This is a genomic window from Streptomyces sp. Da 82-17 (assembly GCF_046098215.1).
In the GTDB taxonomy this organism is placed as follows: Bacteria; Actinomycetota; Actinomycetes; order Streptomycetales; family Streptomycetaceae; genus Streptomyces.
Window position 1 is genome coordinate 60,598 of sequence record NZ_JBJURH010000012.1, and the last position, 26,209, is coordinate 86,806.

The 26,209-nt window shown below is 73.2% G+C and carries 19 protein-coding genes and 1 pseudogene; 11 read left to right on the forward strand and 9 right to left on the reverse strand.

Going from position 1 to position 26,209, the window contains the following annotated elements:
* Positions 1-25 precede the first annotated feature (25 nt).
* Entirely contained in the window at positions 26-1,018 is a 993-nt protein-coding gene (locus ACIDOF_RS21295) for a LacI family DNA-binding transcriptional regulator (protein ID WP_409007567.1), read from the reverse strand.
* A 263-nt stretch (positions 1,019-1,281) separates the two neighbouring features.
* Here ACIDOF_RS21295 and ACIDOF_RS21300 point away from each other — a divergent pair, with 263 nt between their 5' ends.
* Positions 1,282-2,130, forward strand: a complete 849-nt coding sequence (locus ACIDOF_RS21300; RefSeq protein WP_409007568.1) for a transporter substrate-binding domain-containing protein — start codon at positions 1,282-1,284, stop codon at positions 2,128-2,130.
* Between the two features lie 39 nt (positions 2,131-2,169).
* Here the strand turns inward: ACIDOF_RS21300 and ACIDOF_RS21305 are convergent, their stop codons facing one another.
* On the reverse strand, positions 2,170-3,072 hold the full coding sequence (locus ACIDOF_RS21305; RefSeq protein WP_409007569.1) for an MBL fold metallo-hydrolase: 903 nt from the start codon (positions 3,070-3,072) through the stop codon (positions 2,170-2,172).
* A 128-nt stretch (positions 3,073-3,200) separates the two neighbouring features.
* Here ACIDOF_RS21305 and ACIDOF_RS21310 point away from each other — a divergent pair, with 128 nt between their 5' ends.
* Positions 3,201-3,971, forward strand: a complete 771-nt coding sequence (locus ACIDOF_RS21310) for an NAD(P)-binding domain-containing protein (protein ID WP_409007570.1) — start codon at positions 3,201-3,203, stop codon at positions 3,969-3,971.
* A 16-nt stretch (positions 3,972-3,987) separates the two neighbouring features.
* Here the strand turns inward: ACIDOF_RS21310 and ACIDOF_RS21315 are convergent, their stop codons facing one another.
* Entirely contained in the window at positions 3,988-4,656 is a 669-nt protein-coding gene (locus tag ACIDOF_RS21315) for a GntR family transcriptional regulator (RefSeq protein ID WP_409007571.1), read from the reverse strand.
* A gap of 220 nt (positions 4,657-4,876) precedes the next feature.
* Between ACIDOF_RS21315 and ACIDOF_RS21320 the strand changes: the two genes are divergently transcribed.
* From ACIDOF_RS21320 to ACIDOF_RS21335, 4 genes are all read left to right on the forward strand, one after another.
* Positions 4,877-6,211 (forward strand): MFS transporter, encoded by a 1,335-nt coding sequence (locus ACIDOF_RS21320; RefSeq protein ID WP_409007572.1) that lies wholly within the window; start codon positions 4,877-4,879, stop codon positions 6,209-6,211.
* A complete protein-coding gene (locus tag ACIDOF_RS21325; RefSeq protein WP_409007573.1) occupies positions 6,208-7,383 on the forward strand; it encodes a GAF domain-containing protein in 1,176 nt (391 codons plus the stop codon). The genes ACIDOF_RS21320 and ACIDOF_RS21325 overlap by 4 nt, the downstream gene beginning before the upstream one ends.
* A gap of 52 nt (positions 7,384-7,435) precedes the next feature.
* On the forward strand, positions 7,436-8,341 hold the full coding sequence (locus ACIDOF_RS21330; protein ID WP_409007574.1) for a polysaccharide deacetylase family protein: 906 nt from the start codon (positions 7,436-7,438) through the stop codon (positions 8,339-8,341).
* A gap of 300 nt (positions 8,342-8,641) precedes the next feature.
* Positions 8,642-9,859 (forward strand): PQQ-dependent sugar dehydrogenase, encoded by a 1,218-nt coding sequence (locus tag ACIDOF_RS21335; protein ID WP_409007575.1) that lies wholly within the window; start codon positions 8,642-8,644, stop codon positions 9,857-9,859.
* 66 nt (positions 9,860-9,925) lie between these two features.
* Here ACIDOF_RS21335 and ligA read toward each other — a convergent pair whose 3' ends face one another.
* Positions 9,926-12,073: an NAD-dependent DNA ligase LigA gene (gene ligA, locus ACIDOF_RS21340; RefSeq protein ID WP_409007576.1), complete on the reverse strand. Its 2,148-nt coding sequence runs from the start codon at positions 12,071-12,073 to the stop codon at positions 9,926-9,928.
* 249 nt (positions 12,074-12,322) lie between these two features.
* Here ligA and ACIDOF_RS21345 point away from each other — a divergent pair, with 249 nt between their 5' ends.
* Both ACIDOF_RS21345 and ACIDOF_RS21350 read left to right on the forward strand, forming a co-directional pair.
* Positions 12,323-15,169 carry an ABC transporter substrate-binding protein gene (locus ACIDOF_RS21345; RefSeq protein WP_409007577.1) on the forward strand — a complete coding sequence of 949 codons (2,847 nt, stop codon included), beginning with the start codon at positions 12,323-12,325 and terminating at the stop codon, positions 15,167-15,169.
* 79 nt (positions 15,170-15,248) lie between these two features.
* Positions 15,249-16,205, forward strand: coding sequence for a TIGR01777 family oxidoreductase (locus tag ACIDOF_RS21350; protein ID WP_409007578.1), 957 nt, complete (start codon positions 15,249-15,251; stop codon positions 16,203-16,205).
* A gap of 15 nt (positions 16,206-16,220) precedes the next feature.
* On the opposite strand, the gene ACIDOF_RS21355 is transcribed toward ACIDOF_RS21350, so the two are convergent.
* Positions 16,221-17,135 (reverse strand): alpha/beta fold hydrolase, encoded by a 915-nt coding sequence (locus tag ACIDOF_RS21355; protein WP_409007579.1) that lies wholly within the window; start codon positions 17,133-17,135, stop codon positions 16,221-16,223.
* 55 nt (positions 17,136-17,190) lie between these two features.
* Here ACIDOF_RS21355 and ACIDOF_RS21360 point away from each other — a divergent pair, with 55 nt between their 5' ends.
* The gene (locus ACIDOF_RS21360; protein WP_409007580.1) at positions 17,191-18,237 is read left to right on the forward strand and encodes a DUF5937 family protein; all 1,047 of its coding nucleotides are present in this window, start codon (positions 17,191-17,193) and stop codon (positions 18,235-18,237) included.
* A 10-nt stretch (positions 18,238-18,247) separates the two neighbouring features.
* Here ACIDOF_RS21360 and ACIDOF_RS21365 read toward each other — a convergent pair.
* Positions 18,248-19,397 (reverse strand): annotated as a pseudogene (locus ACIDOF_RS21365) (winged helix DNA-binding domain-containing protein).
* Positions 19,398-19,518: 121 nt separating this feature from the next.
* Between ACIDOF_RS21365 and ACIDOF_RS21370 the strand changes: the two are divergent.
* Positions 19,519-20,445: an aminoglycoside phosphotransferase family protein gene (locus ACIDOF_RS21370; protein WP_409007581.1), complete on the forward strand. Its 927-nt coding sequence runs from the start codon at positions 19,519-19,521 to the stop codon at positions 20,443-20,445.
* 132 nt (positions 20,446-20,577) lie between these two features.
* On the forward strand, positions 20,578-21,072 hold the full coding sequence (locus ACIDOF_RS21375; RefSeq protein WP_409007582.1) for a lamin tail domain-containing protein: 495 nt from the start codon (positions 20,578-20,580) through the stop codon (positions 21,070-21,072).
* An 81-nt stretch (positions 21,073-21,153) separates the two neighbouring features.
* On the opposite strand, the gene ACIDOF_RS21380 is transcribed toward ACIDOF_RS21375, so the two are convergent.
* The 3 genes from ACIDOF_RS21380 to ACIDOF_RS21390 all read right to left on the reverse strand — a co-directional run bounded on the left by ACIDOF_RS21380 (position 21,154) and on the right by ACIDOF_RS21390 (position 26,078).
* On the reverse strand, positions 21,154-22,743 hold the full coding sequence (locus ACIDOF_RS21380; protein ID WP_409007583.1) for an ABC transporter substrate-binding protein: 1,590 nt from the start codon (positions 22,741-22,743) through the stop codon (positions 21,154-21,156).
* A complete protein-coding gene (locus ACIDOF_RS21385; RefSeq protein WP_409007584.1) occupies positions 22,743-24,821 on the reverse strand; it encodes a hypothetical protein in 2,079 nt (692 codons plus the stop codon). The genes ACIDOF_RS21380 and ACIDOF_RS21385 overlap by 1 nt, the downstream gene beginning before the upstream one ends.
* 96 nt (positions 24,822-24,917) lie before the next feature.
* Positions 24,918-26,078: a serine hydrolase domain-containing protein gene (locus tag ACIDOF_RS21390; protein ID WP_409007585.1), complete on the reverse strand. Its 1,161-nt coding sequence runs from the start codon at positions 26,076-26,078 to the stop codon at positions 24,918-24,920.
* Between the last annotated feature and the right edge of the window lie 131 nt (positions 26,079-26,209).

Genomic DNA, 26,209 nt, shown 5'->3' on the forward strand with positions numbered 1-26,209 from the left:
TGCTCTTCCGCTTGCTCGCCGAGCCTCAGCCGCGCGGCGCCGGCCCGGTCGTGTCGCGTACGACGAGCTGGGTGGGGAGCGTGACGGTGCGGGGTGTGGCGGGGCCCGCGCCCAGGGAGAGTTCGAGGAGGTCCAAGGCGGCGCCGCCGGCCTCCGCCATCGGCACGGCGACGGTGGTCAGGGCAGGTCGGGCGAGCTCGGCGAACGGGATACCGTCCACGCCGACCACGCTGAGGTCGTCCGGCACGCGGGCGCCGAGCGCGCGGGCGCCCGCGACGACGCCGAGCGCCATCGGGTCGTTGTGGGTGAGCACCGCGGTCGCCCCGGTCGCGAGCACCCCGGCGGCCGCGGCCTTCCCGCCCTCGTACGTCTGGGCCTGCCAGCCGAGCGGCAGCAGCTCCAGGTCGGCGTCCTTGGCGGCGGTCCTGGCCTGCTCGATGCGTTCCCGGTTGAGGCGCGAGCGCCGCTCCCCCTGGACGTACGCGAGGCGGCGGTGGCCGAGGGCGGCGAGGTGTTCGCAGGCCTGGCGGACGCCGTCGGCGGTGTCGGTGAGCACGCAGGCGGTGCCGGGCGCCTCGCGGTTGACGAGGACGACCGGGGTGGCGCCGCACAGGTCGAGGAGTTCGTCGGTCTCCAGCCAGGGGGTGCAGAGCAGCAACCCGTCGGCGCGGTCGCGGAGTTGGGCGATGACCTCGCGTTCGCGCTCCGGCCGGAAGTCGGTGTCGGCGAGGACGACGGTCGTACGGCGGCCGCGTCCGGCGGCCTGGGCGGCCTTGACGAAGACGCCGAACAACGGGTGGGCGATGTCGGGCACGACGACGGCGACGGTCGCGCCGTCCGTGCCCGTACCGGTGGCCGAGGGGCGGGTCGGGGCCGGTGTGTAGCCGAGCTCCTGCGCGGCGGTCAGCACCTTGCGGAGGGTGCCGGGCCCGAGCCGGGAGGGGTCGCTGAAGGCGCGGGACGCGGTCGACAGGGCGACCTCCGCGCGCTTGGCCACATCGGTGAGCGTTGCCGCCAACGGTCCACCCCCAGGGGTCGGTTGGCCCGGCGGGCGCCGGGCGCGCCGGTCCTCGGTGACCGGTGGCGCCCATCCTGCGAAGGCTTGCGCAAGGTTGTCAATGCTTGCCGCAGCGGTTTCCGTACGGCGTCCCGCGGGTGTCGGCGCGGTGCCGTCCCGGGCGTTCCGGAGCGTGAGCAGGGGTTTCACCGGCGGGGGCGGGTCTGCGATGGTGTTCCGGCCCCCTGCACCGAACGGGTCGGTTCCGTAGAGGAGTTGCCGTCATGAAGCGTCGCCGTGCCGCCACCCTGTCCGCCCTGGTCTGTCTCCTCGCCGCGACGGCCGCCGCGCCCGCCGCGCCCGCGGGGTCGGACGGGTCCGGCGGGGCGCCGCCCCGGGAGTCCGGGCACCTGAGCCTGCTCGACTCGGTGCCGCGTTCCGGGGTTCTGGAGGTGTGCACGACCGGCGACTACCGGCCGTTCACGCACCTCGACCCCGAGGACGGCACATACACCGGGATCGACATCAAGATGGCCGAGGACCTCGCCGAAAGCCTCGACGCGAGGCCCGAGTTCGTGGCGACGACCTGGGCGAACCTCACGAAGGACGTCGCGGCGGGCCGCTGCGACATCGGGGTCGGCGGCGTCTCGATCACGCTGCCGCGCGCCCGCCAGGTGTACTTCGGCGAGCCGACCCGCGAGGACGGCAAGACCCCGATCGTGCGCTGCGCGGACAAGGAGCGGTTCGGCGCTGGGCAGTTGGCGGACATCGACAAGCCGGGCACGACGGTGATCGTCAACCCGGGCGGCACGAACGAGCAGTTCGCACGCGAGAACATCGAGCAGGCCACGATCAAGCTGCACCCGGAGAACACGACGATCTTCCGGGAGATCGTGGAGGGCCGGGCCGACGTGATGATGACGGACGCGAGCGAGACGCTGTACCAGTCGAAGATCAACCCGGAGCTGTGCTCGCTGCACCCGGAGAAGCCGTTCACGTTCTCGGAGAAGGCGTACGCCCTGCCGCGCGGCGACGACGAGTTCAAGGAGTACGTCGACCAGTTCACCCACCTGGCGAAGCGCGACGGGACGTACGCGGCGTACGAGGAGGAGTGGATGGGGACCGGCAGCTGACGGTCGCGGCGGGGCGGCCGGCGGCGGGTGCGCCTGCCGTCACCGGCGCCGGAACCGCCCAGGTTCCACTTCCTCCACCCGCCCCCGCGCGGTCAGCCGTTCCAAGTGGCGTGCCGCGGTGCGGAGTTCGACGGAGGTGACGTGCGGGGCCTCCACGTGCGGCCGGTACACCAGGCGGTGGGCGGCGATCTCGGCGACGGTGCGGGGCTCGGTCAGATACGCGAGGAGCGTGTCCTCGCGTCGCCCGATCACGCCCGCGAACGCGTCGAGCCGGCGCCGGAACTCCGCGGCCCCCTCGATCACGCCCTTCTGGTGGGACGTCCCGTACCAGCGGGCGTCGATGTCCCGGCAGCGCCGCATGGACGCCTCGAAGTCGTCGAGGTCGCTGCCGGGGTCGCCGTAGTACGGGCCGAACGACGTCAGGTCGATGTCCGCGACGAACAGGAACCCGTCCGGCTCGACCAGGAATCCGCAGTGCCCGGCGGTGTGACCGGGCAGGTGGACGACCGTCACGGTGCGCCCGCCGAGGTCGAACACCGCGCCGTCGTCGAACCCCTTCGCGTCGGGCCGCCCCTGCACGCGGAAGTCGTCCCGGAACATCCGGTCGACCTCCGCGACCGCCTCCGCCGGCAGCCCGAGCCCGGCGATCAACTCCTCGCGGGAGCGCAGCGGTTCGAGGTCTGCGGTGTGCACGTGCACCGGCACGTCGTAGTCGGCGAGTCCGGCGATGTGGTCCTCGTGCGCGTGGCTCACCAGGACGACGTCGACGGGCGGCGCCCCGTCCAGGAGCGACAGCGAGGGGTCGACGAGCAGCGAGGATGCGGTGCCGCGTACGCGCAGCGAGTTGCCGTACGGATAGGCCCCGCGTTCGGCACCCACCAGCACGTCGACCCCGCCGTACCCGACTGTCGTGTATCCCGCTCGCGGCGTGTGCGCAGACATGGGGACAGTTGATCGCATCCGGCCCGCGGGTGTCACCCCGGCCACTACAGTCGAGAACCGTGGCGACCGGGGGAACGGGACACACCGCGGCGTCCGGAGGAACGGGTCAACGCGGGAACGGGGAGGACATGGAACGCATCGGCATCATCGGCGTCGGCAAGCTCGCCGCGGCTCTCGTGGACGGCCTGTGCGAGGGGGTGGCCGAGCCGCCGGAGGTGTTCCTGTCGCCCCGAGGGGCCGGTACGGCACGGGAGTTGGCGGCACGGCACGCGAGCGTGCGGGTGTGTGCGGACAACCAGCAGGTCGTCGACCGCTGCGACCTCCTCGTCGTGTCCGTGCGCCGCGCGCAGCGGCAGGAGGCGCTCGCCGGGCTCGTCGTGCCCGCCGGGCGCACGGTGGTGAACGTGATGTCCGGCGTGAGCAACGACGAGCTGCACCAACTCCTGGGCGAGGACGTCGCGTTGGTGCGGGCGATCCCGCTGCCGTCGGTGCGGCGGCGCCGTTCCGTCACCGTGACGCATCCGGCGCACCCGGTCGTGGACGCCCTCTTCGCACGGCTCGGCGGGGCCCAACCCGTCGCGGACGAGGCGGACTTCGACGTCCTGTCCGCGTTGACGGGCACGCAGACCACGCACTACGCCTACCTCGCCACAGTCACCCGGTGGGCGGTCGGCCACGGCATTCCCGCCGAGGCCGCGGAGCGGTACGTACGCAGCCTGTTCCAGGAGGTCGGGCGGTCCCTGGAGGATCCGTCGCACTCGTTCGAGCAGCTCGGCGGGGAGCACGAGTCGCCGAAGGGCAACAACGAGCGCGTCCGCACGACGTGGTTCGACGCGGCCAACTCGGCCGCCCTGACACGCACCTTGGACGAGCTGCTCGCCGACCTGCGCAAACCATGACCCCCGGCAGGTCTGCCTACTCCTCGAACAGCATCCGCAGCGCCACCTCCCGGTAGTGGCGTACGTGACTGAGTGACGCCTCCGCCGACGCGTCCACGTCGCGCGAGGCGATGGCCCGGTAGAGCGCGTCGTGCTCCTCCCAGAGCGTGCCGGGCTCGTCGACCTGCTGGAACAGCCAGCGGAGCCGGCCCTCCAGGGGTTCGACGGTGGAGGCGAGGAGTTCGTTGTCGGCGAGCTCCATGATCTGGTGGTGGAACGCCGCGTTGGCGCGGGAGATCCGCTCGGGCTTGCCGGAGAGGGTCGCGCGCCGCGCGTTCTCCAACAGCCGCTCCAGCGCGGCGAGTCCGGCCTTGTCGGCCCGCTCCGCGGCCCGGCGCACGGCCAGGACCTCCAGGGCCTCGCGCAGGTCGAAGAGGTTCTCCACGTCCTTGCGGTCGTACCCCTTGACGACGATGCGGCGCGGCGAGGCCGCGGTCAGGAAGCCCTCGGCGATGAGGATGCGGATCGCCTCGCGCACGGGCACGCGGGAGACGCTGAACTCCTCGGCCAGATCACGCTCCACGAGCCGGTCGCCGGGGGCGAGGCGGCCGGTGATGATCCGGTCGCGCAGCTCCTCGCAGACCTGGTCGCGCAGCCAGGCCGTCCTGGTGAGGGATGCGGCGGCCTGCGATTCGTTCTGACTCACGTTTCCTCCCCGTGAACTTCCCCGGCACCCGTGCGGGGTGCCGGGGGGCCTCGTGTGCGGCCCCGTAAAAGATCTTCCGCTTACGGTATACCAAACTCTTGACGGCGCTCAGGGGCGCACCTATTTTTTGGTATGCCATAGCGGGAAACCCCCAGGTCAATGGCGCGCCACCCCTGCATTTCACTGCCTCATTCCGCCCTGCCCGAATTGAGGGTATGCCATGACTTCACCCACGGCCTCAGCGTCCCAGAGCGCCGGCAGACGGACCCGGAAGGACCGGAAGGACCGGCCGACCAAGGTCCGCTGGAAGATGTTCGTCCTGCTGCTCGGCGTGGTCGCGCTCAACTACATCGACCGCGGTTCCGTCTCCGTCGCGCTCCCCCTGATCACCGAGGATCTGGGCCTCAGCAAGGAGACCACCGGCATCGTCCTCAGCGCGTTCTTCTGGTCGTACGCGCTGATGCAGATCCCCGGCGGCTGGCTGATCGACCGCTTCGGTCCGCGCCTGATGGCGTCCGGCGCGTGCGTCGGCTGGGGCGTCGCCCAGGGCGTCACCGCCGCCGCCACCGGAGTCGGCTCGCTGCTCGGCTACCGCCTCCTCCTCGGCGCCGTCGAAGCACCGGTCATGCCCGCCGGCGGCAAGCTCAACGCCCAGTGGCTGCCGCGGAAGGAACGCGGCCGCGGCGCCGTCCTCCTCGACGGCGGCGCCCCGCTCGGCGCGGCCCTCGGCGGCATCATCATCTCCAGCCTGATCGCCTGGACCGGAAGCTGGCGCACCAGCTTCGTCATCGCGGGCGTCGCCACCGTCGTGGTCGGCCTGCTCGCCTACTGGTACATCCGCGACGACCCGCGCCGGCACCCCGGCGTCAACGAGGCGGAGGCCGCGTACATCGAGCGCGCCCACGCCGAGGAGGACGCCGAGGCGGAGGGCTCCGACGAGCGCACCGGGCTGCGCCCGTACCTCAAGTACCGCTCGTTCTGGGCGATGTGCCTGGGCTGGATGGGCTTCAACGGAGTCTTCTACGGGCTGCTCACCTGGGGCCCGCTGTACCTCTCCGAGACCAAGGGCTTCGACATCAAGACCATCGGCTGGTCGACGCTCGTCATCTTCGGCGCGGGCTTCGTCGGCGAGCTGATCGGCGGCTGGCTGGCCGACCGCTGGCGGTCCCGCGGCGCCGGCGCCAACAAGGTCATGCGGACCCTGATGGGCGTCGCGGGCGCGGCCGTCGTCGCCGGTCTGCTCGGCGTGGTCCTCGTGCCGGACGCGCTGACCGCCGTGCTGCTGCTCTCCGCCGTGCTGTTCTTCCTGCGCTGGGCCGGCCTGTACTGGTCGCTGCCGTCGCTGCTCGGCGGGCGCGCCAACGCCGGTGTGATGGGCGGCGCGATGAACTTCGCCGGGAACATCGCGGGCATCGTCACGCCGATCGCGGTCGGCTTCATCGTCGGCGGCACCGGCTCGTACACCTGGGCGCTGCTCTACTTCGTCGGCGCCGGCGTCCTCTTCACCGCCTCGTCCCTCGTCCTCGACTACAGCAGGAGGCTGTCCGTCCGATGAGCACTGCCCGCCCGCCGGTCCCGGTCCGGATCGGAATGCTCACCCCGTCCTCCAACACCTGCCTGGAACCGGTCACTTACGACCTGCTGCACGGCACCGGCGCCGCCACCGCGCACTTCGCCCGCGTGCCGGTCACCCGGATCGCACTCGACTCCGGCTCCGACGCGCAGTTCGACCCGGCGCCGATGCTCTCGGCGGCCCTCCAGCTGGCGGACGCGCAGGTCGACGTCATCGCCTGGAACGGCACGTCCGGTTCCTGGCTCGGCGTCGACCGGGACCGCGCGCTCTGCGCGGCGATCACCGCGGAGACCGGCGTCCCCGCCACCACGTCCACGCTCGCGCTGCTCGACGCCTGCGCCGCGTACGGCGTGACCCGCCTCGGCCTGGCCCTGCCGTACACCCGGGACGTCGCCGAGCGGATCGTGCAGACGTACGCGAAGGAGGGGCTGGCCTGCACGCTCGCCGAGCCGCTCGGGATCAGCGAGAACGAGGCGTTCGCGCGCGTCCCGCAGCCGGACGTCGCCCGGCAGATCGAGGCGGCGGCCGCGGACGACGCGCACGCGGTGGCCGTGGTGTGCACCAACGTGTACGGGGCCCGGCCCGCCGCCGAGCTCGAACCCGCCCTGGGCGTCCCGGTGTTCGACTCGGTGACCGCCACCCTGTGGCAGGCCCTCGACCTGGCCGGCGCCCACCCGGCGCTGCCCGGCCACGGCGACCTGCTGCGCTCCGGCAGCCTGCGCGCCCGCATCCAGTCGGCGCTCGCCGAGCTGCGGACGGCGACCGCCGCGGACCGCACCACGTTCCGCGTCGACCTGCCCGGGCACGGCCTCGGCGTGGACCTGACGGCCGGCGAGTCCTGCGGCGACGGCATCCGCTCGATCCGCCGCGACGCCTCCCTCGACCAGCGCCGCCTCAACACCGTGGAGTGGCTGGAGCAGCACCGCCGCCCGCTGGTGCAGCCGCACTTCCGCGACGACCCGCATCCGCCGCAGGCCCTGATCGACGTGTACGGCGTGCACGCGCAGCTGCTCGCGCCGGTGGAGCGGGACGGGGCGATGGCCGGCTGGATCTCCGTGCACAGCATGACCGAGCGGGACTGGAGCGAGCGGGACTCCGCGGCCGTCGCCGACGCGGTCGCACGCATCCACGCGGCGCTCGACGAGGCGAGCTGAACCGGACGGCATCCACTCGATTGCCCCTCAACTCCCCTGAAAGGAACCCCACATGGCCAAGGACATCAAGATCGCACTCGGCGTGGACGTGGACGCCGTCGCCGGCTGGCTCGGCTCGTACGGCGGTGAGGACTCGCCCAACGACATCCAGCGCGGCGTCTTCGCGGGCGAGGTCGGCACGCCGCGCCTGCTCAAGCTGTTCGAGCGGTACGGCATCCGCACCTCCTGGTTCATCCCCGGCCACTCCATCGAGACGTTCCCGGCGCAGACCGAGATGGTCATCGAGGCCGGGCACGAGATCGGCGCGCACGGCTACTCGCACGAGAACCCCATCGCGATGACCCCGCAGCAGGAGGAGGACGTCCTCGCCCGCAGCGTCGAGCTGATCGAGTCGTTCGCGGGCCGCAAGCCGCGCGGCTACGTCGCCCCGTGGTGGGAGATGTCCGCTCAGACCGCGGCCCTGCTGCACAAGTACGGCTTCTCCTACGACCACTCGCAGAACTACCGGGACTTCACCCCCTTCTACGCCCGCGTCGGCGACACCTGGACGAAGATCGACTACACCAAGGACGCCGCCGACTGGATGAAGCCCCTGGTCCACGGCCACGAGGTGGACCTGGTGGAGTTCTGCGGCAACTGGTACGTGGACGACCTGCCGCCCATGATGTTCAACAAGCACTCCCACAACAGCCACGGCTACGTCAGCCCGCGCGCCCTGGAGCAGGACTGGAAGGACCAGTTCGACTGGGTGCACCGGGAGTTGGACTACGCGGTGATCCCCGTCACCCTGCACCCGGACGTCTCCGGCCGCCCGCAGGTCCTGCTGATGCTGGAGCGCTTCATCGAGTACGTCTCCCGCCACGAGGGCGTCAGCTTCTGCACTTTGGAGGACGCGGCGGACGACTTCCGCGCCCGCTTCCCGTTCGCCGGGAAGGAGCGCCCCGCGGACATGCGGTGAGGCGGCGGGGCCAGGTGTGCCGCTGAGTGACGGGGTGGCCGGGTGAGTGGTGCGTGTGCGGCGAGGGGGGACTCGCCGCGCACGCGCCGCCGTGAGGAATCCGCCATCGAATCCCGGGCATTGGTCTATGCCATCAGCGCCCGTCTCCGTATCCTCGTCCATAGCCAGTGACAGGCCAGTGACACACCATCCCCCCACCCCCCACCCAGGTAGAGGTCGAGTGTCGCCGAGCGCGGCGGATCGGGATCCGCCACCGGCAGTCGTGCGGCCTCTGCCTGCGCCGCCCCTAGGAGGGCCACGGTGAACTTACGTACGCGCACCAGGAGTTCCGCGATCGTCGGCGCCGTCTGCCTCGCCGCTTCCCTCGCCCTGGCGACGGCTTCCGCCGACGAGCCCGACGGCCGTGCCACGGACCGGGGTCCGGTCACCGCGCAGGGCTACTCGCACGCCGCAGCGCAGGCCGCAGCGCCGGCCGCCAAGAAGAAGGCTCCGCAGGTCACGCTGAAGGAAGTGGCCACGGCGAAGAACCCGTCCGCCGGGGCCGCCGGGCCCGGAGGGTCCGTGTGGATCGCCGAACGCGCGGGCACCGTCCGGGTGTTGACCGACCAGGGCCTCGGCGACCCGGTGCTCGACATCTCCGCGGAGACCACCACCGACGGCGAGCGCGGACTCCTCGGCATCGCCTTCGACCCGGACTTCAGCCACTTCTACCTGTCGTTCACCGACCTTGAAGGCACCAGCACCGTCGACGAGTTCGCCGTCAAGGACGGCAAGCTCGACCCGGACTCCCGCCGCACCGTCCTCACCCAGACCCAGCCGTACGCCAACCACAACGGCGGCGACCTCAGGTTCGGCCCCGACGGCTATCTGTACATCGCGCTCGGCGACGGCGGCTCCGGCGGGGACCCGCACGGCAACGGGCAGAACCTCGACACCCTCCTCGGCAAGCTGCTGCGGATCGACCCGGCGGGCGGCGACCCGTACGCCGTGCCCGCGGACAATCCGTTCGTCGGCGACCCGAAGGCCAAGGACGAGATCTGGGCGTACGGGCTGCGCAACCCATGGAAGTTCTCCTTCGACTCGGGCACGGGCGACCTGCTGATCGGCGACGTCGGCCAGAGCGCCTGGGAGGAGATCGACTGGGCTCCGGCCGACAGCAAGGGCGGCGAGAACTACGGCTGGTCCGCGATGGAGGGCAACCATCCGTTCCGCGGCGGCACGGAGCCCGCGAACCATGTGCCGCCGATCCACGAGTACGACCGCAACGGCCTGGGCTGCTCGGTGACCGGCGGGTATGTCTACCGGGGCGAGAAGATCCCGGACCTGAAGGGCCAGTACGTGTTCAGCGACTACTGCGACGGCACGCTGCGCTCCCTGCAGATCGAGAACGGCAAGGTCACCGGACAGCACGACCTGGGCGTCAACGGCGGCCAGGTCGTGTCCTTCGCCCAGGCCGGCGACGGCGAGCTGTACGTGCTCGACCTGGGCGGGACCGTGTCACGCGTCGACCCTGCCTGAGCGGCCCCCGGGGTGAGGTGTGCGCCGCGCCTCACCCCGGGGCGCCCCTGCCCGGCGGGGCTCGCGTCACATGATGAACTCCCCCACCAACTCGGCGAACTCGTCCGGCGTGGCCAGGCGTACGCCCAGCGTCTCGGCCTTCGTGCGCTTCGAGCCCGCGCCCTCGCCCGCGACGACCAGGCTGGTGTTCTTCGAGACGCTGCCGGACGCCTTGCCTCCGGCTCGTTCGACGAGTTCGTTCATCTCGTTGCGGGAGAGCTTCTCCAGCGGGCCCGTCATCGCGCCGGTCACCACGACCTTCATCCCGGCCAACGGGCCTGCGGGAACCGCCGGTTGACTGGCGTCGGCTCCGTTCTCCTCCGTGGCCGGCGGGGCGGGCGGGGTCGCTCCCGGCTCCGTCATGGTGAGGCCCGCCGCAGCGAGACGGTCGATCTGGTCGGCCAGCTCGGCCAGCTCGGCGACGATCACCGGGGCCTTCTCCGCCCCGATGCCCTCGACCTGCTGCATGGCCTCCGCGTCGGCCGCGCGGATCGCGTCCATCGTGGCGAAGTGCCGGGCGATGCGGCGGGACATGGACCGTCCCGTGCCGCGGATGCCGAGCGCGCACAGCACCCGCGACAGTGGTTGCCGCTTGGCGGCCTCCAGGGCGGCGATCAGGTTGTCCGTGCTGGTCTCCCCCATCCGCTCCAGGCCGAGCAGGTCGTCGCGCGTCAGCCGGTCGAACAGGTCGGGCAGCGCCGACACGAGCCCGGCGTCGACGAGTTGGACGACCCGGGAGTGGCCGAGCCCCTCGATGTCCAGCTGGTCCCGGCCCGCCGCGTACGCGACGGAGGCGACCAGGTGGCAGTTGCGGCCGCGCTCGCAGCGCCACCGCTGCTCCCCCGTGTCGATGCCCGAACCGCACTGCGGGCAGGCCGCGGGGAACTCGATCTCCCGCTCGTCGCCCGTCCGCAGATGGGCCACCGGGGCCTCCACGCGCGGGATGATGTCCCCCGCCTTGTACACCATCACGTGGTCGCCGAGGCGCAGGCCGCGGCGCGTGATGTCGGCCGGGTTGTGCAGCGTCGCGTACGTGACCGTCGAGCCGTCGATCTCGACCGGTTCGAGGACGGCGCGGGGCGCGATGATGCCGGTGCGGCCGACGTTCCACTCCACGTCCACCAGCCTGGTGATCTTCTCGACGGCGGGGAGCTTGAACGCGAGCGCCCAGCGCGGCGCCCGCGTGCCCTCCCCCGCTTCCCTCTGGTCGGCGGCCAGGTCGGCCTTGACGACGATGCCGTCGATGCCGAACGGGAGTTGGGCGCGCAGCTCCCCGATCTCCCGTACCCGCGCGAGGACTTCCTCGACGGTGGTGACGACCCTGCCGGGCACCTGCGTGCTCGCCGGGGTGTTGACGCCGTACCGCACGGCGCGGTCCATCAGGTCGCCGTGCGCCTCGGCGGCGAGCTCTTCGGCGAGCTCGTCGTCCGTGCCGGGCAGCGGCAGCAGTCCGTAGCCGAAGAACGTCATCGGCACCGTGTACGCACGGTCCTTCGCGCGGAGCGTGCCCGCGGCGGCGTTGCGGGGGTTGGCGAAGGGGTCGCCGCCGTGCCGGGTGCGGACCTCGTTGGCGTACTCGAACTGGGCGGTGGTCATGAGGACTTCGCCGCGCACCTCGACCGTGACGGGTTCGGTGAGCTGGGCGGGCAGGCCCTCTATCGTGCCGACGGCGTGCGAGACGTCCTCCCCGGCCGTCCCGTCGCCGCGCGTGATGAGCCGGGTGAGCCGGCCCTGTTCGTACCGGGCCGCTATGGCCAGGCCGTCCAGCTTCGGCTGCACGTTCCAGGCGGCGACCGGCCTGCCGATGCGGCGTTCGAGCGAGGCCGCCCAGGTGCTGAACTCCTCGTCGGAGAACGCGTTGTCGAGGCTCAGCATGGGGACCGTGTGCGGAACGTCCCCCTCGACCGCGCCGCCGGCCACCTTGCCGGAGGGCGAGTCGGGCAGCACCTCGTCGGGGTGCCGCGCCTCGTACGCGGCGATCTCGCGGACCAGCCTGTCGTACGCCTCGTCGTCGAGGGCGGAGCTGCCGTTGTCGTAGTACGCGGCGGCGGCGCGAACCGCCCGGGCGACCGCCTCCGCGTAGGCGTCGGCGGACTGCAGGGCAGCCTGCGGGGCGGCCTCGGCGGGCGTCTGACCAGCAGGAACGGCGGAAGGAACGGCAGGAGTCGTCGTCATGCCCCCATCCTGCCGTGCACCACTGACAATCGGCCCCGGCCGCCTTCCGCGGGGCCCGCCGACCGCCTCGCGACCCTGCGCCGACAGGCCCGCCGCCGGGCCCGACGACCGCCTCGCGCCGCCCTCCCGGCCGCCTCGCCCGTGACCGAACAGCAAACATCGCAAGCCTGTTCAGCGGCGGCGCCCGAGCACTATCGTGGATGTTCCGGAGCTACTACGTTGGCCGGTCTCTGACGCAACGGGGGAAGAGTGGCGCCCGTCTTCGAACATGCCGATCTGCTGTTCAAACTGCTGGGAAAGCTCGTGTCCCGGCCCAAGAAGACCGAATTGCCCGGCGAGGTTCCGCACCGGGACGGAATTCCGATCCTGAGCCTCGTCGGCGACCATCAGGACGAGCTCGCGGAACAGATCGAGCACGCCCTCAACGAGGCGCAGCCGAGGGCCGTTCCGTTCCAGCCGGTCGACATGGAGAAGAAGTGGGACGAGGTCGTCGCCGAGCGCGGCGACGAACGGGCCGAGAACTATCTGGACCCCGCCTGGCAGCGGGCCGAGCTCTGCCGCCGCATTCTCGTCGAACTCGCCAGCAAGTATTCGTCCGACCGGTACGGAAGCGACCGCCGTGTGCGCTTTCGCCGACTCGGCCTGGTCAATTGGCTGTTGGAGCTGACCGACACCGCACAGGAGCCGGACAGCCAGCACGGCCGCATCGTGCTGAGGCGGCTGCGCGACCGGGAATTGATGCGCCGCCGCTTCTTCGGATTCATGCGCAGCCCGAGCACCGAAGTCGCGCTGCAGGGCGCCGTGCCCTGGTGGGCGTACATCCTGGGGCTCTATCTGCTGCCGATCTTCTGGTTCCGGGTGTGGCGCGGTGTGGGGCGCGAATACCGCTGGCTGCTGCACCAGCCGTACATGGCGCCAGCCGATCCGGGAACGTTCATCGGGTTCGCCGTGCGGCTCACCCAGCCGCGGTGGGGGCGCGAAGATCCGCAGCAGATCAGCAAATTGCTGATCGACGCTTTTCTGGAGGATCTCCGGGTCGCCTATCGCCGTCGCCCGTGGCGCCGCCGCGCCCATCGTCGTACGGCCTATTGCGTGGCGTTTCTGCGCGGCCTGAGCGCGCGGAACCACGGCAGGGAACTGGTGCGGCTGTTCGCCGAAGTGCGCAATGACATCGGCGCGTTCGACCCGCTGCTGCTCATCACCAGCAGCACCGAGGAACCCGCCGCCGACCCCGCGCTGCGGTTCTCCCGGGACCCGCAGGGCCAGACTCCGGACGCGTCGCTGCATTCCGGCCGGAACGCGGCTGCGAACGCCGTGATGCGGGTGCGGGAACTCACCGACAATCCCGCTCCGTACGACGTGTGGTGCGAGCATGTGCGCAGTGCGGGCGGCGGGCGGCCGGTTCAGTTCTGGTTTCTTCCGGTGCGTATTCCGGAGACCGTTCCGGAGGACGCCGAGCGGTACGAGATCCAGCGGGACGGCGCGGCGATCGCCCGCCGTCTCGCCGTGCCGCGCCCGCCGGTGTGGACGGGCCGGATCGCCACGCTGGTCGCGGCCACGGCGGCGCTCGCGCTGATCGGCGGCTCGGTCGGCGTCTCCGTGCTCGACCACCGGGGCGACCGCGACGACTGGCAGCGCCAGCACTGCGGCCTGAGCCGCGACGACCCGGACGCGGCGACCGTGTGGCGGGAGAAGACCGGCGAGTGCGTGGGCGTCGCGCCGCACGGCTTCGCCTTCGGCTCCACCGACGAGCGGGTGCGCAAGACGATGCGGACCATCGCCGACCAGAACCGGGAGGCCGAGCGGCGCCACAAGGACGACCCGAAGCGCCCTCTCGTGACGCTCGTGCATCTGACCGCGCTGCTCAGCGCCCCGTCCGGGCAGCGCTACAGCGCCCAGTCGTACGCGCGCGAGGCGTTGCAGGGCGCCGCCAGCGCGCAGCGCCGCCAGCTCGACAAGGCCGGCGACGCGCAGCCCGTACTGCGGATCTTCCCGGCCAGCGCGGGCAGCGGCATGCGGTACGGGGCGGATGTCGCGCTGCGCGTGCAGAAGATGATGGCCCGTGACCCGAGCATCGTCGGCGTCACCGGGCTCGACCAGAGCCGCAAGGCGACGATCACGACGATCGACCGGCTGACCGAGGTCGGGCTGCCGATGGTCGCCACGACCCTGTCCGCGGACTCCCTGCCGAGCGAGTCGTCGCTGTACTACCAGGTGTCGCCGCTCAACCGGCGCGAGGCCGCGGTGGCCGCCGCGTACGCCGCCCACCTGGTCGAGGAGGACGAGCTGAAGCGGCGCGTACGCATCGTGTACTCGCTCGACCCGACCGACGAGTACAGCGAGAACCTGCGTCAGGACGCCGCGAAGTCCTTCGACGCGGCGGGCTTCGCCGTGCAGGAGGAGGGGTACGTGCCGTCCCCGGCGTCACCCGGCACGCCCACCGGCACCGGGACCCGCGCGGTCGGCGAACAGGCCTGCGGGTACGACGGGTTGGTGTTCTTCGCGGGCCGCAGCGAGGACTTCGAGACGATCCTCGGCGCCGCCAACGACACCTGCGGTTCGAGCCCGCCCCGGCTGCTCGGCGGCGACGACGTGGCCCGCCTCGGCGCGGACCCGGACCGCCGCAAGGCCTTCCCGCGGGTGCCGTACGAGTTCCTCGACTTCACCGTGGGCTCGGCGTCCTGCGACGGGCCGAGCGACCTGTACAGCACGATGAAGGAGCTGTTCCCCGAGGAGTGCCGGCGGGTCGAGGACACCTCGCTCGACGGTCACGCGGCGCTCGCGTTCGACGCGGTGAACCTTTACCTGAAGGCCATCGCCCGCCTCAAGGACCGGGCCGCCGGCATCCCGCTGACCCCGCCGGCCGTGTGGCACGCCCTGAGCGGCATCCACGGCAAGGTCGCCCTGGACGGCGAGAGCGGCGTGATCGACTTCGGCGGCGGCGTGGACCAGCAGGTTCCGCTCGACAAGCTCATCTCCGTACAGCGCGTCGAGGGGGCGCAGCGGCCGCAGCAGATGGGGTTCTGCGGGCGGCAGGGCGGCGGGAAGGGCGCGAAGTGGTGCCCGCCGCCGGAGGCGGCACGGACCCGCTCCTGAGCGCGCACCGGAGCCCGATTTTTGAACGCGTTCAACAACTGGGTTAGGCTCGTGCCACGGAGCAAGGGGGTACGCAGCGATGAAGATCGTCATCCCGGGCGGCACGGGCCAGGTCGGCGCGATCCTGGAGCGGGCGTTCACCGCGCAGGGCCACCGGGTGGTGATCCTGACGCGGCGCCCGCGCCGCCCGCAGGACGTGGCCTGGGACGGCGTCACGCTCGGGGACTGGGCCCGGGAGATCGACGGCAGCGACATCGTCGTCAACCTGGCCGGGCGGAGCGTGAGTTGCCGCTACACCGCCGACCATCTGCGGGCCATGATGGACTCGCGCGTCGACTCGGCGCGGGTCGTCGGCGAGGCGATCGCCGCGGCCGCCGACCCGCCGCGTGTGTGGCTGCAGATGAGCACCGCGACCGTGTACGCGCACCGCTTCGACGCCGCCAACGACGAGGCGGACGGCGTGATCGGCGGCCACGAGAGCGGTGTGCCGGACTACTGGGAGTACAGCGTCCGCATCGCGCGGAACTGGGAGCGGGCCCAGGCGGAGGCGGACACTCCGGGCACGCGGAAGGTCGCGCTGCGGGCGGCGATGGTGATGAGCCCGGACCGCGGCGGCGTGTTCGACGTGCTGTCGCGCATGGCCCGCCTCGGCCTCGGCGGCCCGGTCGCCGGCGGTCGGCAGTACGTGTCGTGGATCCACGACCGGGACTTCGTGCGGGCCGTCGAATTCCTCGTCGACCACGAGGAGTTGACCGGCCCGGTCAACCTGGCCGCGCCCGCTCCGCTGCCGCAGCGCGCCTTCATGCGGGCGCTGCGGACGAGTTGGCGGATGCCGCTCGGCCTCCCGGCGACGCGGTGGATGGCGGAGGTGGGCGCGTTCGTCCTCCGTTCCGACACGGAACTGCTCCTGAAGAGCCGCCGCGTCGTGCCGGGCCGCCTGCTCGACGCCGGTTTCCAGTTCACGTACGAGACATGGCCCGCGGCGGCGGACGACCTGGTGGGACGGGCCCGGGTGCGGCGGGGCCGCGGACGCTGAGGCTCGGCGTACCGGCTAGGTCCGCAGAAAACCCTCGACCGTCGTCGTGAACGCGGCCGGGTCGTCGAGCCAGGGGAAGTGCGCCGCCCCGGCCTGCACGCGGAACTCGGAGTCCCGCACCAGCCCCGCGAGTTCCGCGACCGCGAGAGGTGGGGAGTTCAGGTCGAGCTCACCGGCGAGGGCCAGCACGGGCGCGGGGAGCCGGGCGAGCGCCGCGCGCGTGGCCGTCGGGTCGAAGGCGCCCTCCGCGGCGTACACGGCGGCGGCCTCCGCGTTGCGCTGCCGGTCGGCCGCCGCGGCGTGCGCACGGGCCTCCTCGCCCCAACTCCCGTACCAGAACGGCGAGACGGCGCGCAGGTCGGCGGCTTCGGCGCGGCCCGCGAAGACGGCTTCCAGGGCCCTGGACGCGGCCGGGTACCAGGGTTCGCCGCGCCGCGCCTCGGCCACGTCCCGCCGCGTCCGCTCCCCGATCGGCACGCCGACGGCGAGGACGCTCGGCGCGACCAGGACGAGTCGGCGCACCCGGTCGGGGTGCCGGGCCGTGTACAGCAGGGCGAGGTTGGCGCCGGCGGAGTGGGCGAGCAGGTCGAGGCGGTCGGCCCCGAGGTGCGCGCGGAGCGCCTCCACGTCGGCGACGAGCCGGTCGCAGCGGTACGTGGCGGGGTCCCGCGGCACGGCGGAGCGGCCCGTGCCACGCAGGTCGAGGGTGATGAGGGTGCGGCTCGCGGTGAGCCCCCCGAGATCGCCGAGGTACGCGGCCGCCTGCAGGGGGCCGCCGGGAAGGCAGACGAGCGGTTCGCCGCAGCCGGTGACGGCGTAGGAGAGGCGGGTTCCGTCGTAGGAGGAACAGGAGGCGTACAAGGCGTGCGAGGCGTACGCGGTGTCGCGGGCGTGCGGGCGCGGTGCGTCGTGCGGGGTGGTGTGCGTCATGCGGGCCAGGCTGACGGGCGGGGCGGCCCGGGTTCTATCGTTCAGTGACAGCTTCATGGTCGGGGGGACGGGCGGGGGTGGCGGTGTGGTCGTCGCGCTGGGGTTGAGCGCGGGCTCGGTGGCGAAGGTGCGGTTCGCGGTGTCGCCGCTGGGCGAGACGGTGCTCGCGCTGCGGATCGTGCTCGGCGGGGGCGGGCACGCGGTGCACGGCGGCTGGGCGCGCGGGGTTCGTCCGCTCGTCGCGCGTGAGCCGGAGCTGCCGCTGCTGCGCGCGCTGGTCGCCGGGCCGCTGGGCTCCATGCCGTCGTTCCTGTTCCCGGTGCCGCCGGAGCGGTTGCCGTCCCTGGCGGCGGAGTTGGAGCCGTTGCGCGCCACGGACGAGGAGTTCTTCCGCCGGGAGTACGCGGCGGTCGTCGGCGGCCGGCCGCGAGCCGTGCCGGAGACTCCCGAGCCCGCGACCGTGCTCCCCCGCCTCGCCGCCGCCCTGCAGCGCTGCCACGACGCCCTGCTCGCCCCGCACTGGGGGCGGATGCGGGCGCTCCTGGAGGCCGACATCGCCCGGCGTGCGCTGACGTTGGTGGACGGCGGCGTCGAGGCGTTGTTCGCGGAACTGCATCCCGATCTGGCCTGGGACGGGGGCCGGTTGACGGTACGCGGCCGGGGCGCCCGGCACACCCTTCACCAGGTCGACCCCGGGCCGCACGGGCTGGTCCTCCTCCCCAGCGTCTTCAACTGGCCGCACGCGGGCGTCGACAAGTCGCCTCTCACGACGGCCTCGGTGCGCTACCCGGCGCTCGGCGTGGGCCTGCTGTGGGAGCCGCCCGCGCCCCAACTCGCCGGTATGGAACCGGTGTTGGGCCGCGTCAGGACCGGGATCCTGGCGGCGCTCGCCGAGCCGTTGAGCACGCCCGCCCTGGCCGAACGGCTCGGCGTCACCCCAAGCGCCGTGTCCCAACACCTGGGCGCGCTGCGCGGGGCGGGCCTGGTGGCGACGCAGCGCACCGGGCGTACGGCGCTGCATCTGCGGACGGAGCGTGCCGCGCACCTGCTGGGCGCGTCCTGCGCGGCGACGGCCACGCCGCCGCCCGGCCCCCGCCCCTGATACGGGCCGCTCACAGGACCCGGACCTCCGCCCCGGCGTCGCCCAGCTTCTTCCACCAGTGCCCGTACCGCCCGTACAGGCCGCGTCTCGCGGCCGTCGAGGAGGGTGCGCAGGGAGTCCGCCTCCGCCGCGAGCGCGGTCCAGGCGGGGCGGCTCAGCGGGTGGAAGGCGGTGGCCTCGATGCCGGTGCCGTCGTCGGCCGGCCGCCACACGCCCGCGACCCGGCCGTCCACGAGGAGCGTCGGCAGGACGTCGCCGTTGGCGCGGATGACCAGGGGGCGGTACGCGGGCGGGAGGACGCGGCTGCGGTCGGCGTACGCGAGAAGCGTGCTGTCCCACATGGCCATGAGGCGGGGCGGCGCCGGGGTGTCGGCGGGCGGTCGGGGCGCGTCCGGGAGGTCGAACAGCACTGATCCGTCCGGCAGTCGGCACTGGACGAGGTCGGCTTCGAGGGTCTTGAGCGCCGCCCGTACGGGGGTGCGTGGCAGCATCGCGAACCGGGCCACGTCGGCGACGGAGGCCGGGCCGAAACCGGCGAGGTGGCGCAGGACCAGGGTGCGCAGCGCGTCCGCGTCCGGCTCGCGGCCGGGGCCGGGCAGGAGCGCCGGGTCGGCTCGTACGAACGAGGGCCGGTGGCCGAAGGACCAGGGGGCGGGGGTGGGGGCGTGGTGCAGCGGCGCGTACCCCTTCAGGCCCCACCAGGCGCCGTCCTTGCGCTCCGCGCCGAGCCGTTCGGCCACCCAGGCCTGCATCTCGGCGGACGTACGGGGCTGCGCGGCGAAGGCGAGGAGTTCCGGCACGAGCGCGTGGGCGTCGGCGGCGGTGAGTCCGGCCTCGGCGAAGCGTCCGCCCAGGCGGGAGGCGTACAGCGTGGGCTGCATGGCCTTGCGGAACGGTGCGTAGTCCGCGGCGTGGACGGCGTGCAGCGTGATGCGCATCAGGGTCGCCTTGGCCACCTGGCGCTCGGCGAACGCCGCGTCGAGCTCGGCCGGGGCGAAGCCGCGCAGCCGGTTCCACAGGGCGACGTACGGCGAGGCCGGCTGCTGGGCCTGCAGGGCGACGACGCGCCGCACCGCCTCCGGCACGCTCAAGTCGGCGCGCTCCAGGAGCAGTTGGCGGCTGAGCGTCGCCCGGTTGAGTTCCCCCGCACTGATCTTCACCCTGCGGATTCTGGCACGCGGGTCCGACAACGCGCCCTCGCGCCGACCTCGCCCCCGCGCGCCCCGCGCACGCTCCCGTACGCACACCCGGGCCCGGGGTGCCGGGCGTAGGGTGGCGCGGGTGATCGACGTACCCGAGACGTTCGCCCGGACCACCGTCGCGCGCGAGGGCGGGACCGGCGCCGCCTGGCTCGCCGAACTGCCCGGCATCGTGGGAGCGTTGCTCGACCGCTGGGGCTGCGAGCGGGACGGGGACGTGCTGCACGGGGCGGTCGGCGTCGTCGTGCCGGTGCGGACGCGCGGCGGGGAGCCGGCGGTCCTGAAGGTGTCGTTCCCGCACCCCGGCAACGACCACGAGCCGGACGCGTTCGCCGCGTGGCGGGGTCGCGGCGCGGTCCGCCTGTACGAGCGGGACGACGAGCGGTACGCGATGCTCCTGGAGCGGGTGCGCACGGCCACGCTCGCGGAGGTCGAGGACCAGGACGAGGTGCTGCGGGTCGCGGGCCGGGTGAGCCGCCGCCTCGCCGTGCCCGCGCCGCCGGGACTGCCCCGGCTGCGCGACCGGGCCGCCGAGTGGGCGGACCAACTGGAGCGGGACGCCTGGGAGTTGAGGCACGCCCTGCCCCGCCGCACCCTCGACCACGCCCTGGCCACGATCCGTGAGCTCGGCGCGGCCCAGCCGGACACCCTGATCCACGGCGACCTGCACGCGCGGAACATCCTGCGCGCCGACCGCGAGCCCTGGCTGGCGGTCGACCCGAAGGGGCACGTCGGCGACCCGGCCTACGACGGTGGCACCCTCCTCAAGTCCCGGGCCCTGGCCTTCCTGGAGGCGGACGACCTGCGCGCCGCGGCCCACCGGGCCCTCGCGGTCTTCGCCGAGGCCGCCGGGCTCGACGTGGACCGGGTCCGCCGCTGGACCCAACTCCACGCCGTCCAGGCCGCGTTCTGGGCTCGTCGGCACGGCTTCGAGGCGGCCCGCAGCGGCCCCGAACTCGACCGCCTGACGGCCTTCGCCGACCACTTCGCCGAGCTGCTGACGCCCTAGACCGACCCTTCGCCGAACTGCCGGCGCCCCAGGCCGACCCCTTTCCTTCACATTCTCCCCACATCACACATCTCACGTTCACATTGGATAAGCTCCCTCCGCTCCATAAGCACGATTGAGGGGGATTTCCTCATGCGTATCCGGCATGCCCTGACCGCGGTCGCCGCGGCGGGTTCCGTCGTCGCCGTCCTGACCGCCCCGGCCCACGCCGCCGAGTACTCCTCGGCGCTGAAGGTCCGGGGAATCCAGTACAACGCGCCCGGCTCGGACGACAACCGGTGCTCGGGCGGCAACACCAGAGCCGAGTACCTGACCATCAAGAACTACTCGCGGAGCGCGACGGTCAACCTCAGGGGTTACGTCGTGAAGGACGCCGCCGGGAACCGGTTCACGTTCACCGCGAGCCACTACCTCCAGCCCGGCGACTACGTGAAGCTGCGCGGCGGGCGGGGCACCGACTCGGACAGCGGCAACGTCGTCTACCGGCAGAACTGCAACTTCATCTGGAACAACGACAAGGACACCGTCTATCTGCTGAAGCCCGGCGGCTCCCGGGCCGACGTGCACGCCTACACGCAGCGCGGCGACGACGCCGACCGCAACGGGTACATCACGTACCACGGCTGACGCATCCGCGTCACGGTCCGGGCGTGCCCGCATCCCCCAGGTGCGGGCACGCCCACCCGCTCGGTGCGCACGCCGGGTCTCTCACCGCCGGGGCGCCGTGCACGTGGCGTCCAGGGGTTCGCCCTCCGGCCAGGACACCCCGACGAAGTCCAGCTTCTGGTTCGGGCGCCACTTCGGGTCGAGCCGGACGCGGTGCACCGCCTTGTTGTACGCGTTGCCGTGGTTGTCGAGGCAGATCCAGCCGGTCGTGCCCCTGATCTTGTTGACGCTCTTCAACTGGTGCCAGCCGCTGGCGACTTCGTCCAGGCGGGGAATGCGCTTGCCGCCCTCGGCCTGGCGGCGGATGTTGGTGACGGCCGTGCGCGTCGCGTCGTAGATCGTCATCAGGCGGGAGTCCTCGAGGTCCGCGCCCTTCAGGCCGGCGGCGGCCGCCTCCAGGTGCCGCATCTCGGTGCGCGCGTCCTCCGCCTCCGGGGCCTCGCTCCCCGCCCACGCCTCCGGGTGCCCCACGGCCGCGTACTCGACCGTGACCCGGCCCAACGCCCGCCGCCACTCGTCGAGTTCACCGCTCGGCACGTACGAGTCGACCGTCGAGGCGCCCGAGCCGGTGATGACGCGGAAGCTGTGCTTCGTCCGCGCGCACGGCTGGCTCCCCAACTCCAGGACGAGCATGCGCAGTTGGGGCGGCCGTCCGGCGAAGTAGATGTCGCGGGCGCCGGACTGGCAGATGTTCTGGGCGATGTTCTCGAAGTCCCCGGCGAGGCTCGGGTCGTCGTCGGAGCCGCCGGACGAGCGGTACTGCTCGGACTCCAGGGCGCCCTTCGGCCGCTTCGCGTTGAACGCGTCCCGCAGCGTGTCCACATAGCTGTCGCCCGGCCGGGTGTCCTCGACGAGGAAGACGTTGTCGCCGTCCGGCAGGCCCGCGAGGACCTCCGCCTGGTCCTCGTTGGTCGGCACGATACGGGCGAGGCCCGGCATGGTCAGGTCGGAGGCCGTGATGGGGCCGCCGACCACCGGGATGCCGAGGTCCGCGGTGAGGTGCCGGATCGCCTTCTTCGTGTTCTCCTCGCTCATGTCGAAGCCGACCACGGCCCGCAGGTTCTCCTCCTTCGACCGCGCCATCGCGTCCAACTCCTCGGCCACCGCCGCGTAGTGGGCGCTCCCCCGGCCCGGGTTGGCGAGGACGAGGCGCACGGCGGGCGAGCCGCGGCCGTTCATGCGGAGCTGCGCGAGGTGGGCGCCCTGGACCTCGTGCCGGATCTGGCCCTTGACGGCGGCCCTGCGGTTGGGGTCGGCCTCGGCGGTGGTCAGGGGGATGAGCAGGGCGACCGTGACGTACGGCAGGGAGCCGTCGGTGACGCGCCGGTTCTCCTTCGCTATCGCCGCCGAGATGTCGTCGAGGTCGCCGAACACGAAGCCGCCGTCGCTGACGCCCGTGCACTCGTCGTCGGGCCCGCGCTCCCACACGCGGTCGGCGCAGCGCTCGGTGAGGTAGCGGATCGAGCCCCAGCCGGTGCCGAGGGCGAGATAGCCGCACAGTACGAGGACGACGGCGCCGACCCCGGCGACGGTGAGGGTGCGCCGGCGGCGCCACCACGGCGCGGGCTCCGGCTCGGGCCTGGGCAGGGCGCCGCGCCGGTCGGGCCGGTCCCGTTCGGGCGTACCGGGCATCACCACGGCTCCTTGTCGTAGGACTGGACACGCTCGTGCAGCGGCAGTCCCCGCAGGTGGGGGACCTGTTCGCCGACCTGCTGGAGCTGTTCGGCGATCTCCGTGCGCAGCCGGGCCGTGGGGTCCCACAGCGGGTCCGACCAGAGCGCGGCGTACGGGTCGGTCGGCGGGTGGACGGTGAGTCGGCCGGCGATCAGGAGCCGGGCGACAGGGAGTTGCCCTGCGGGGACGCTGCTGCCGAGGCGTTCGACGGCCTCCTCGTAATCCTGCTGCCCGTCGCCGGGGGCGGTGAGGCGCGGGTGCGGGGCGCGCTGCAGCCACGACAGGGTGCGGCACCACTCGGCCATCGGGACGCCGCCGTCCCTGACCTGGTCGAGCAGCCCGTGCAGGTAGCGGGTCGCGGCGGGCACGTCGCCGAGGGCGAGTCGGTGGTAGGCGGCGTCCCGGCCGCTCATCGCGTCCCGCAGCCTGCGGTGCGCCCCGGCCCAGGTGCCGGCCTCGGCGCCGTCCGTGCTGCGGGCGAGGCGCTGCAGGAGGTGGCGGCGGGCGATCGGCGGCATGGTGAGGACGCCGCCGCCGTCCACGTCGACGACGTCGAACCGCAGCTCGTCCCCGATCAACTCCGTGACCTGGTACAGGAGATGGTTGCCGCGCCCCCACAGCGCGTCGGCCGCGAGGGCCTGCACGGGAAGGGCCGCGGCGGCGACCCGCGGCAGCCGCGCCCGGACCGCCGCGGGCACGCCCCCGAAGAGCCGGTCGTACGCCTGCTCGGCGACCGACGGGCGGTGCGGGTCGTACGCGCACATGCGCCGCAGCCGGTCGACGACCCCCACCTGCTCGTCGTACGCGAGGAGTTGGCGCAGGATCGCGGCCGTGGCGAAGGGGTGTCCCGCGGTCAGGTCGTGGACGATGCGGGCGAGCCAGTCCGCCGTCCGGTCGACGCCGGGCACCTCCGGGAGGTGCGGGACGAGCGGCCGGCACTGCTCGGCAACCTCGGCACGGCTCAGCGGCCGCAGTTGCGCGACCCGCACGTGCGGCCGTCCGCGCACCTCCAGGGGCGCGAACCGCTCCTCCTCGGCGTCGGCGTACGGGTCCGGGTCGCGTCGGCGGTACGTCGACCAGCAGGTCAGGAGGCGGCCCGCCGGGACGTCGAGGGGTTCGACGAGGCGGGGGCGGCTGCGGGCGGCGGCCAGGACGAGCAGCGGGTCGCCGTCCTCGGGCCCTGCGCGGCGGGCGGCGCGCAGGGCGTCGAGGAAGTCCTGGCCGCGCTCGTCGTCGGCGTTGTCGAGCAGCAACAGGCAGCGCAGGGTGCGGAGTCGGTGGCCCTTGGCGGTGGTGTAGGCGCGGCGCAGGTCGTCGAGGAAGGCCCGCAGGAGCACGTCCTGGGCGCGGCGGCGCTGCCTCTCGTCGCCGTGCTGCAGGCCGTGGCTCAGGCCGACGAGGAAGTCCTCCGGGGACGCGGGCGCGTTCACCTGCCGGGCGAGGGTGCGTCTGACCCGGTGCTCCTGCAGCCGCCGCATGCCCTCGGACAGGAACGGCAGGGCGGCGAGGCCCCAGGCGGGCATCCCGGCGAGCGAACCGAGCTTCTCGGCGAGCGAAAGGAACAGGTCGAGGGACTGCTCGCGGCCGCGCCCCTCGTCGAGTGCGGTGCTCAGCTCGGCCAGGGCGGCGTCCCGGTCGGCCTGTTCGGTGCGGACGGCGAGGGCGAGCCGCAGTGCCGCGTACGCGGGCAGCTGCACGGGCGGCAGGCCCGGCACGTCGGCGCTCAGCTGGAAGGCGACGCGGGCCAGGACGTCGACGGGGCGCTGCACGGTGTCCGGCAGGGAGGCGCAGTCGAGGTGCGCGGCGTACGTGTTGGCGGCGCGCTCCTCGAACGCGGCGAGCAGACCGGACTTGCCGCTGCCGGGGCCGCCGAGGAGCACGGTGATGTCGCGGAGGTGCCGGCCGCTCGCGGCGGGGGCTCCGGGGGTGCTTCCGGCCGCCGTGTCGGGGCCGGGTGCGGCGACGAGCTGCCGGGTGAACCAGTCGTCGAGGACCAGGTCACGCCCGGACGCCCCCGCCCACTCCTCGTACGCCACCGGGCCCCCTCCGCCTTCGGGAGGCTTCATCGTCGTACCAACTGCCCCGTGAGGCAAGGCAGTTGATCGGCGTCCCGGACGGTGGGGTCGGGCGCATCAGTCGCAGAGGGCGGCCTGCTGCGCCCGGGCGAGCGCCTTGCTGCGCGGTACGGGCGGCTCGCCGCGGAGCTGGGCGGCGATGTCGAACACGGTGACGGCGAGGACGAGTTGACGCCTGCCGTCCTCCGTCGCGGCGGCCACACTGGTGTACCCGGGCCCGGCCCCGTCGCTCCCCCACACGGTCACCGGCCCGTCCGGGCACGGGACCTCGCGCCGCTGCACCCCGAGCCCGTACGCGGGCGCGCCCGGGACGTCCACGGGCGTGAGGAGGGCGCGCTGCTGGGCGGGCGCGAGCAACTTCCCGCCGAACAGGGCGCGTTGGAAGCGGGCGAGGTCGTCGACGGTGGAGATCATGGCGCCCGCGGTCCAGTCGTACGACGGGCTGAAGCGGGTCAGGTCGGCGCCCTTCAGGTCGTAGCCGTGCAGGTGCGGGCCGGGCACGTCCGGGTCGGTGGTGGGCAGTGCGGTGCGGTCGAGGTCGAGCGGGTCGAGGATGCGCCGCTGGATCTCGTCGCCCGCGCTGCGCCCGGTGACGGCCTCCACGACGAGTCCGGCGACGAGGTAGTTGGTGTTGGAGTACGCCCACCCCGTGCCGGGCGGGAACGTGGGCGCGTGGCGCACGGCGCGGGCGACGACCTCGCGCGGCGCGTACACGTGGTCCCGGTCGCCGTCCTCCAGATAGGGCGCCCAGAACGCGGGCTCGGTGGTCGGGTCGTACAGCCCGGCGGTGTGGTCGAGGAGCTGCCGGACCGTGATGGCGGAGCCGTCGTTGCCGTGGCCCTGGACGAGTCCGGGCAGCCACTTCTCCACACTGTCGTCGAGGGAGAGCCGCCGTTCGCCCTCCAGTTGCAGCAGCACGGTCGCCACGAACGCCTTGGTGTTGCTGGCGATCCGGAACCGCTGCTGCGGCCGCGCGGGCGCGCCGGTGCGGGTGTCGGCGACCCCGGCGGCGGCCCGCGCCTCCCGCGCACCGTCGCGCGCGTACGCGACGGCTCCGGGGAACCCGTCGGCGACGGCCTGCCGGAGCGCGGGCCGCAGGTCCGGCTCGTGCGGCTGCCCCGCGCGGGCGGCGACGCCCGGCGCCCCGAGGAGGGCGACGGCGCACAGGGCAGCCAGGGTACGGAGGGCGCTGCGGGCGGGGGTGCGCACGGCTGTCACTGCTGCTCCCGGTCGACGCTCGGTTGCTCTGGGGCCTGCCGCTTCTTGGGGTTCCGCTACCTTCAGGGCTCTGCAGGCCCCGGCCACACCCAGCCTCCCCCGCCCCGCCCCGCGCCGCCCATCCGGCACGC

What these genes read in the sequence shown, in the direction of transcription:
- ligA (WP_409007576.1), bottom strand. Translation starts at nt 12,073, where the DNA reads ATGACGACGACTCCTGCCGTTCCTTCCGCCGTTCCTGCTGGTCAGACG.
- ACIDOF_RS21325 (WP_409007573.1), top strand. Translation starts at nt 6,208, where the DNA reads ATGAGCACTGCCCGCCCGCCGGTCCCGGTCCGGATCGGAATGCTCACC.
- ACIDOF_RS21380 (WP_409007583.1), bottom strand. Translation starts at nt 22,743, where the DNA reads ATGCCCGGTACGCCCGAACGGGACCGGCCCGACCGGCGCGGCGCCCTG.
- ACIDOF_RS21360 (WP_409007580.1), top strand. Translation starts at nt 17,191, where the DNA reads ATGGTCGGGGGGACGGGCGGGGGTGGCGGTGTGGTCGTCGCGCTGGGG.
- ACIDOF_RS21305 (WP_409007569.1), bottom strand. Translation starts at nt 3,072, where the DNA reads ATGTCTGCGCACACGCCGCGAGCGGGATACACGACAGTCGGGTACGGC.
- ACIDOF_RS21375 (WP_409007582.1), top strand. Translation starts at nt 20,578, where the DNA reads ATGCGTATCCGGCATGCCCTGACCGCGGTCGCCGCGGCGGGTTCCGTC.
- ACIDOF_RS21350 (WP_409007578.1), top strand. Translation starts at nt 15,249, where the DNA reads ATGAAGATCGTCATCCCGGGCGGCACGGGCCAGGTCGGCGCGATCCTG.
- ACIDOF_RS21330 (WP_409007574.1), top strand. Translation starts at nt 7,436, where the DNA reads ATGGCCAAGGACATCAAGATCGCACTCGGCGTGGACGTGGACGCCGTC.
- ACIDOF_RS21310 (WP_409007570.1), top strand. Translation starts at nt 3,201, where the DNA reads ATGGAACGCATCGGCATCATCGGCGTCGGCAAGCTCGCCGCGGCTCTC.
- ACIDOF_RS21355 (WP_409007579.1), bottom strand. Translation starts at nt 17,135, where the DNA reads ATGACGCACACCACCCCGCACGACGCACCGCGCCCGCACGCCCGCGAC.
- ACIDOF_RS21320 (WP_409007572.1), top strand. Translation starts at nt 4,877, where the DNA reads ATGACTTCACCCACGGCCTCAGCGTCCCAGAGCGCCGGCAGACGGACC.
- ACIDOF_RS21300 (WP_409007568.1), top strand. Translation starts at nt 1,282, where the DNA reads ATGAAGCGTCGCCGTGCCGCCACCCTGTCCGCCCTGGTCTGTCTCCTC.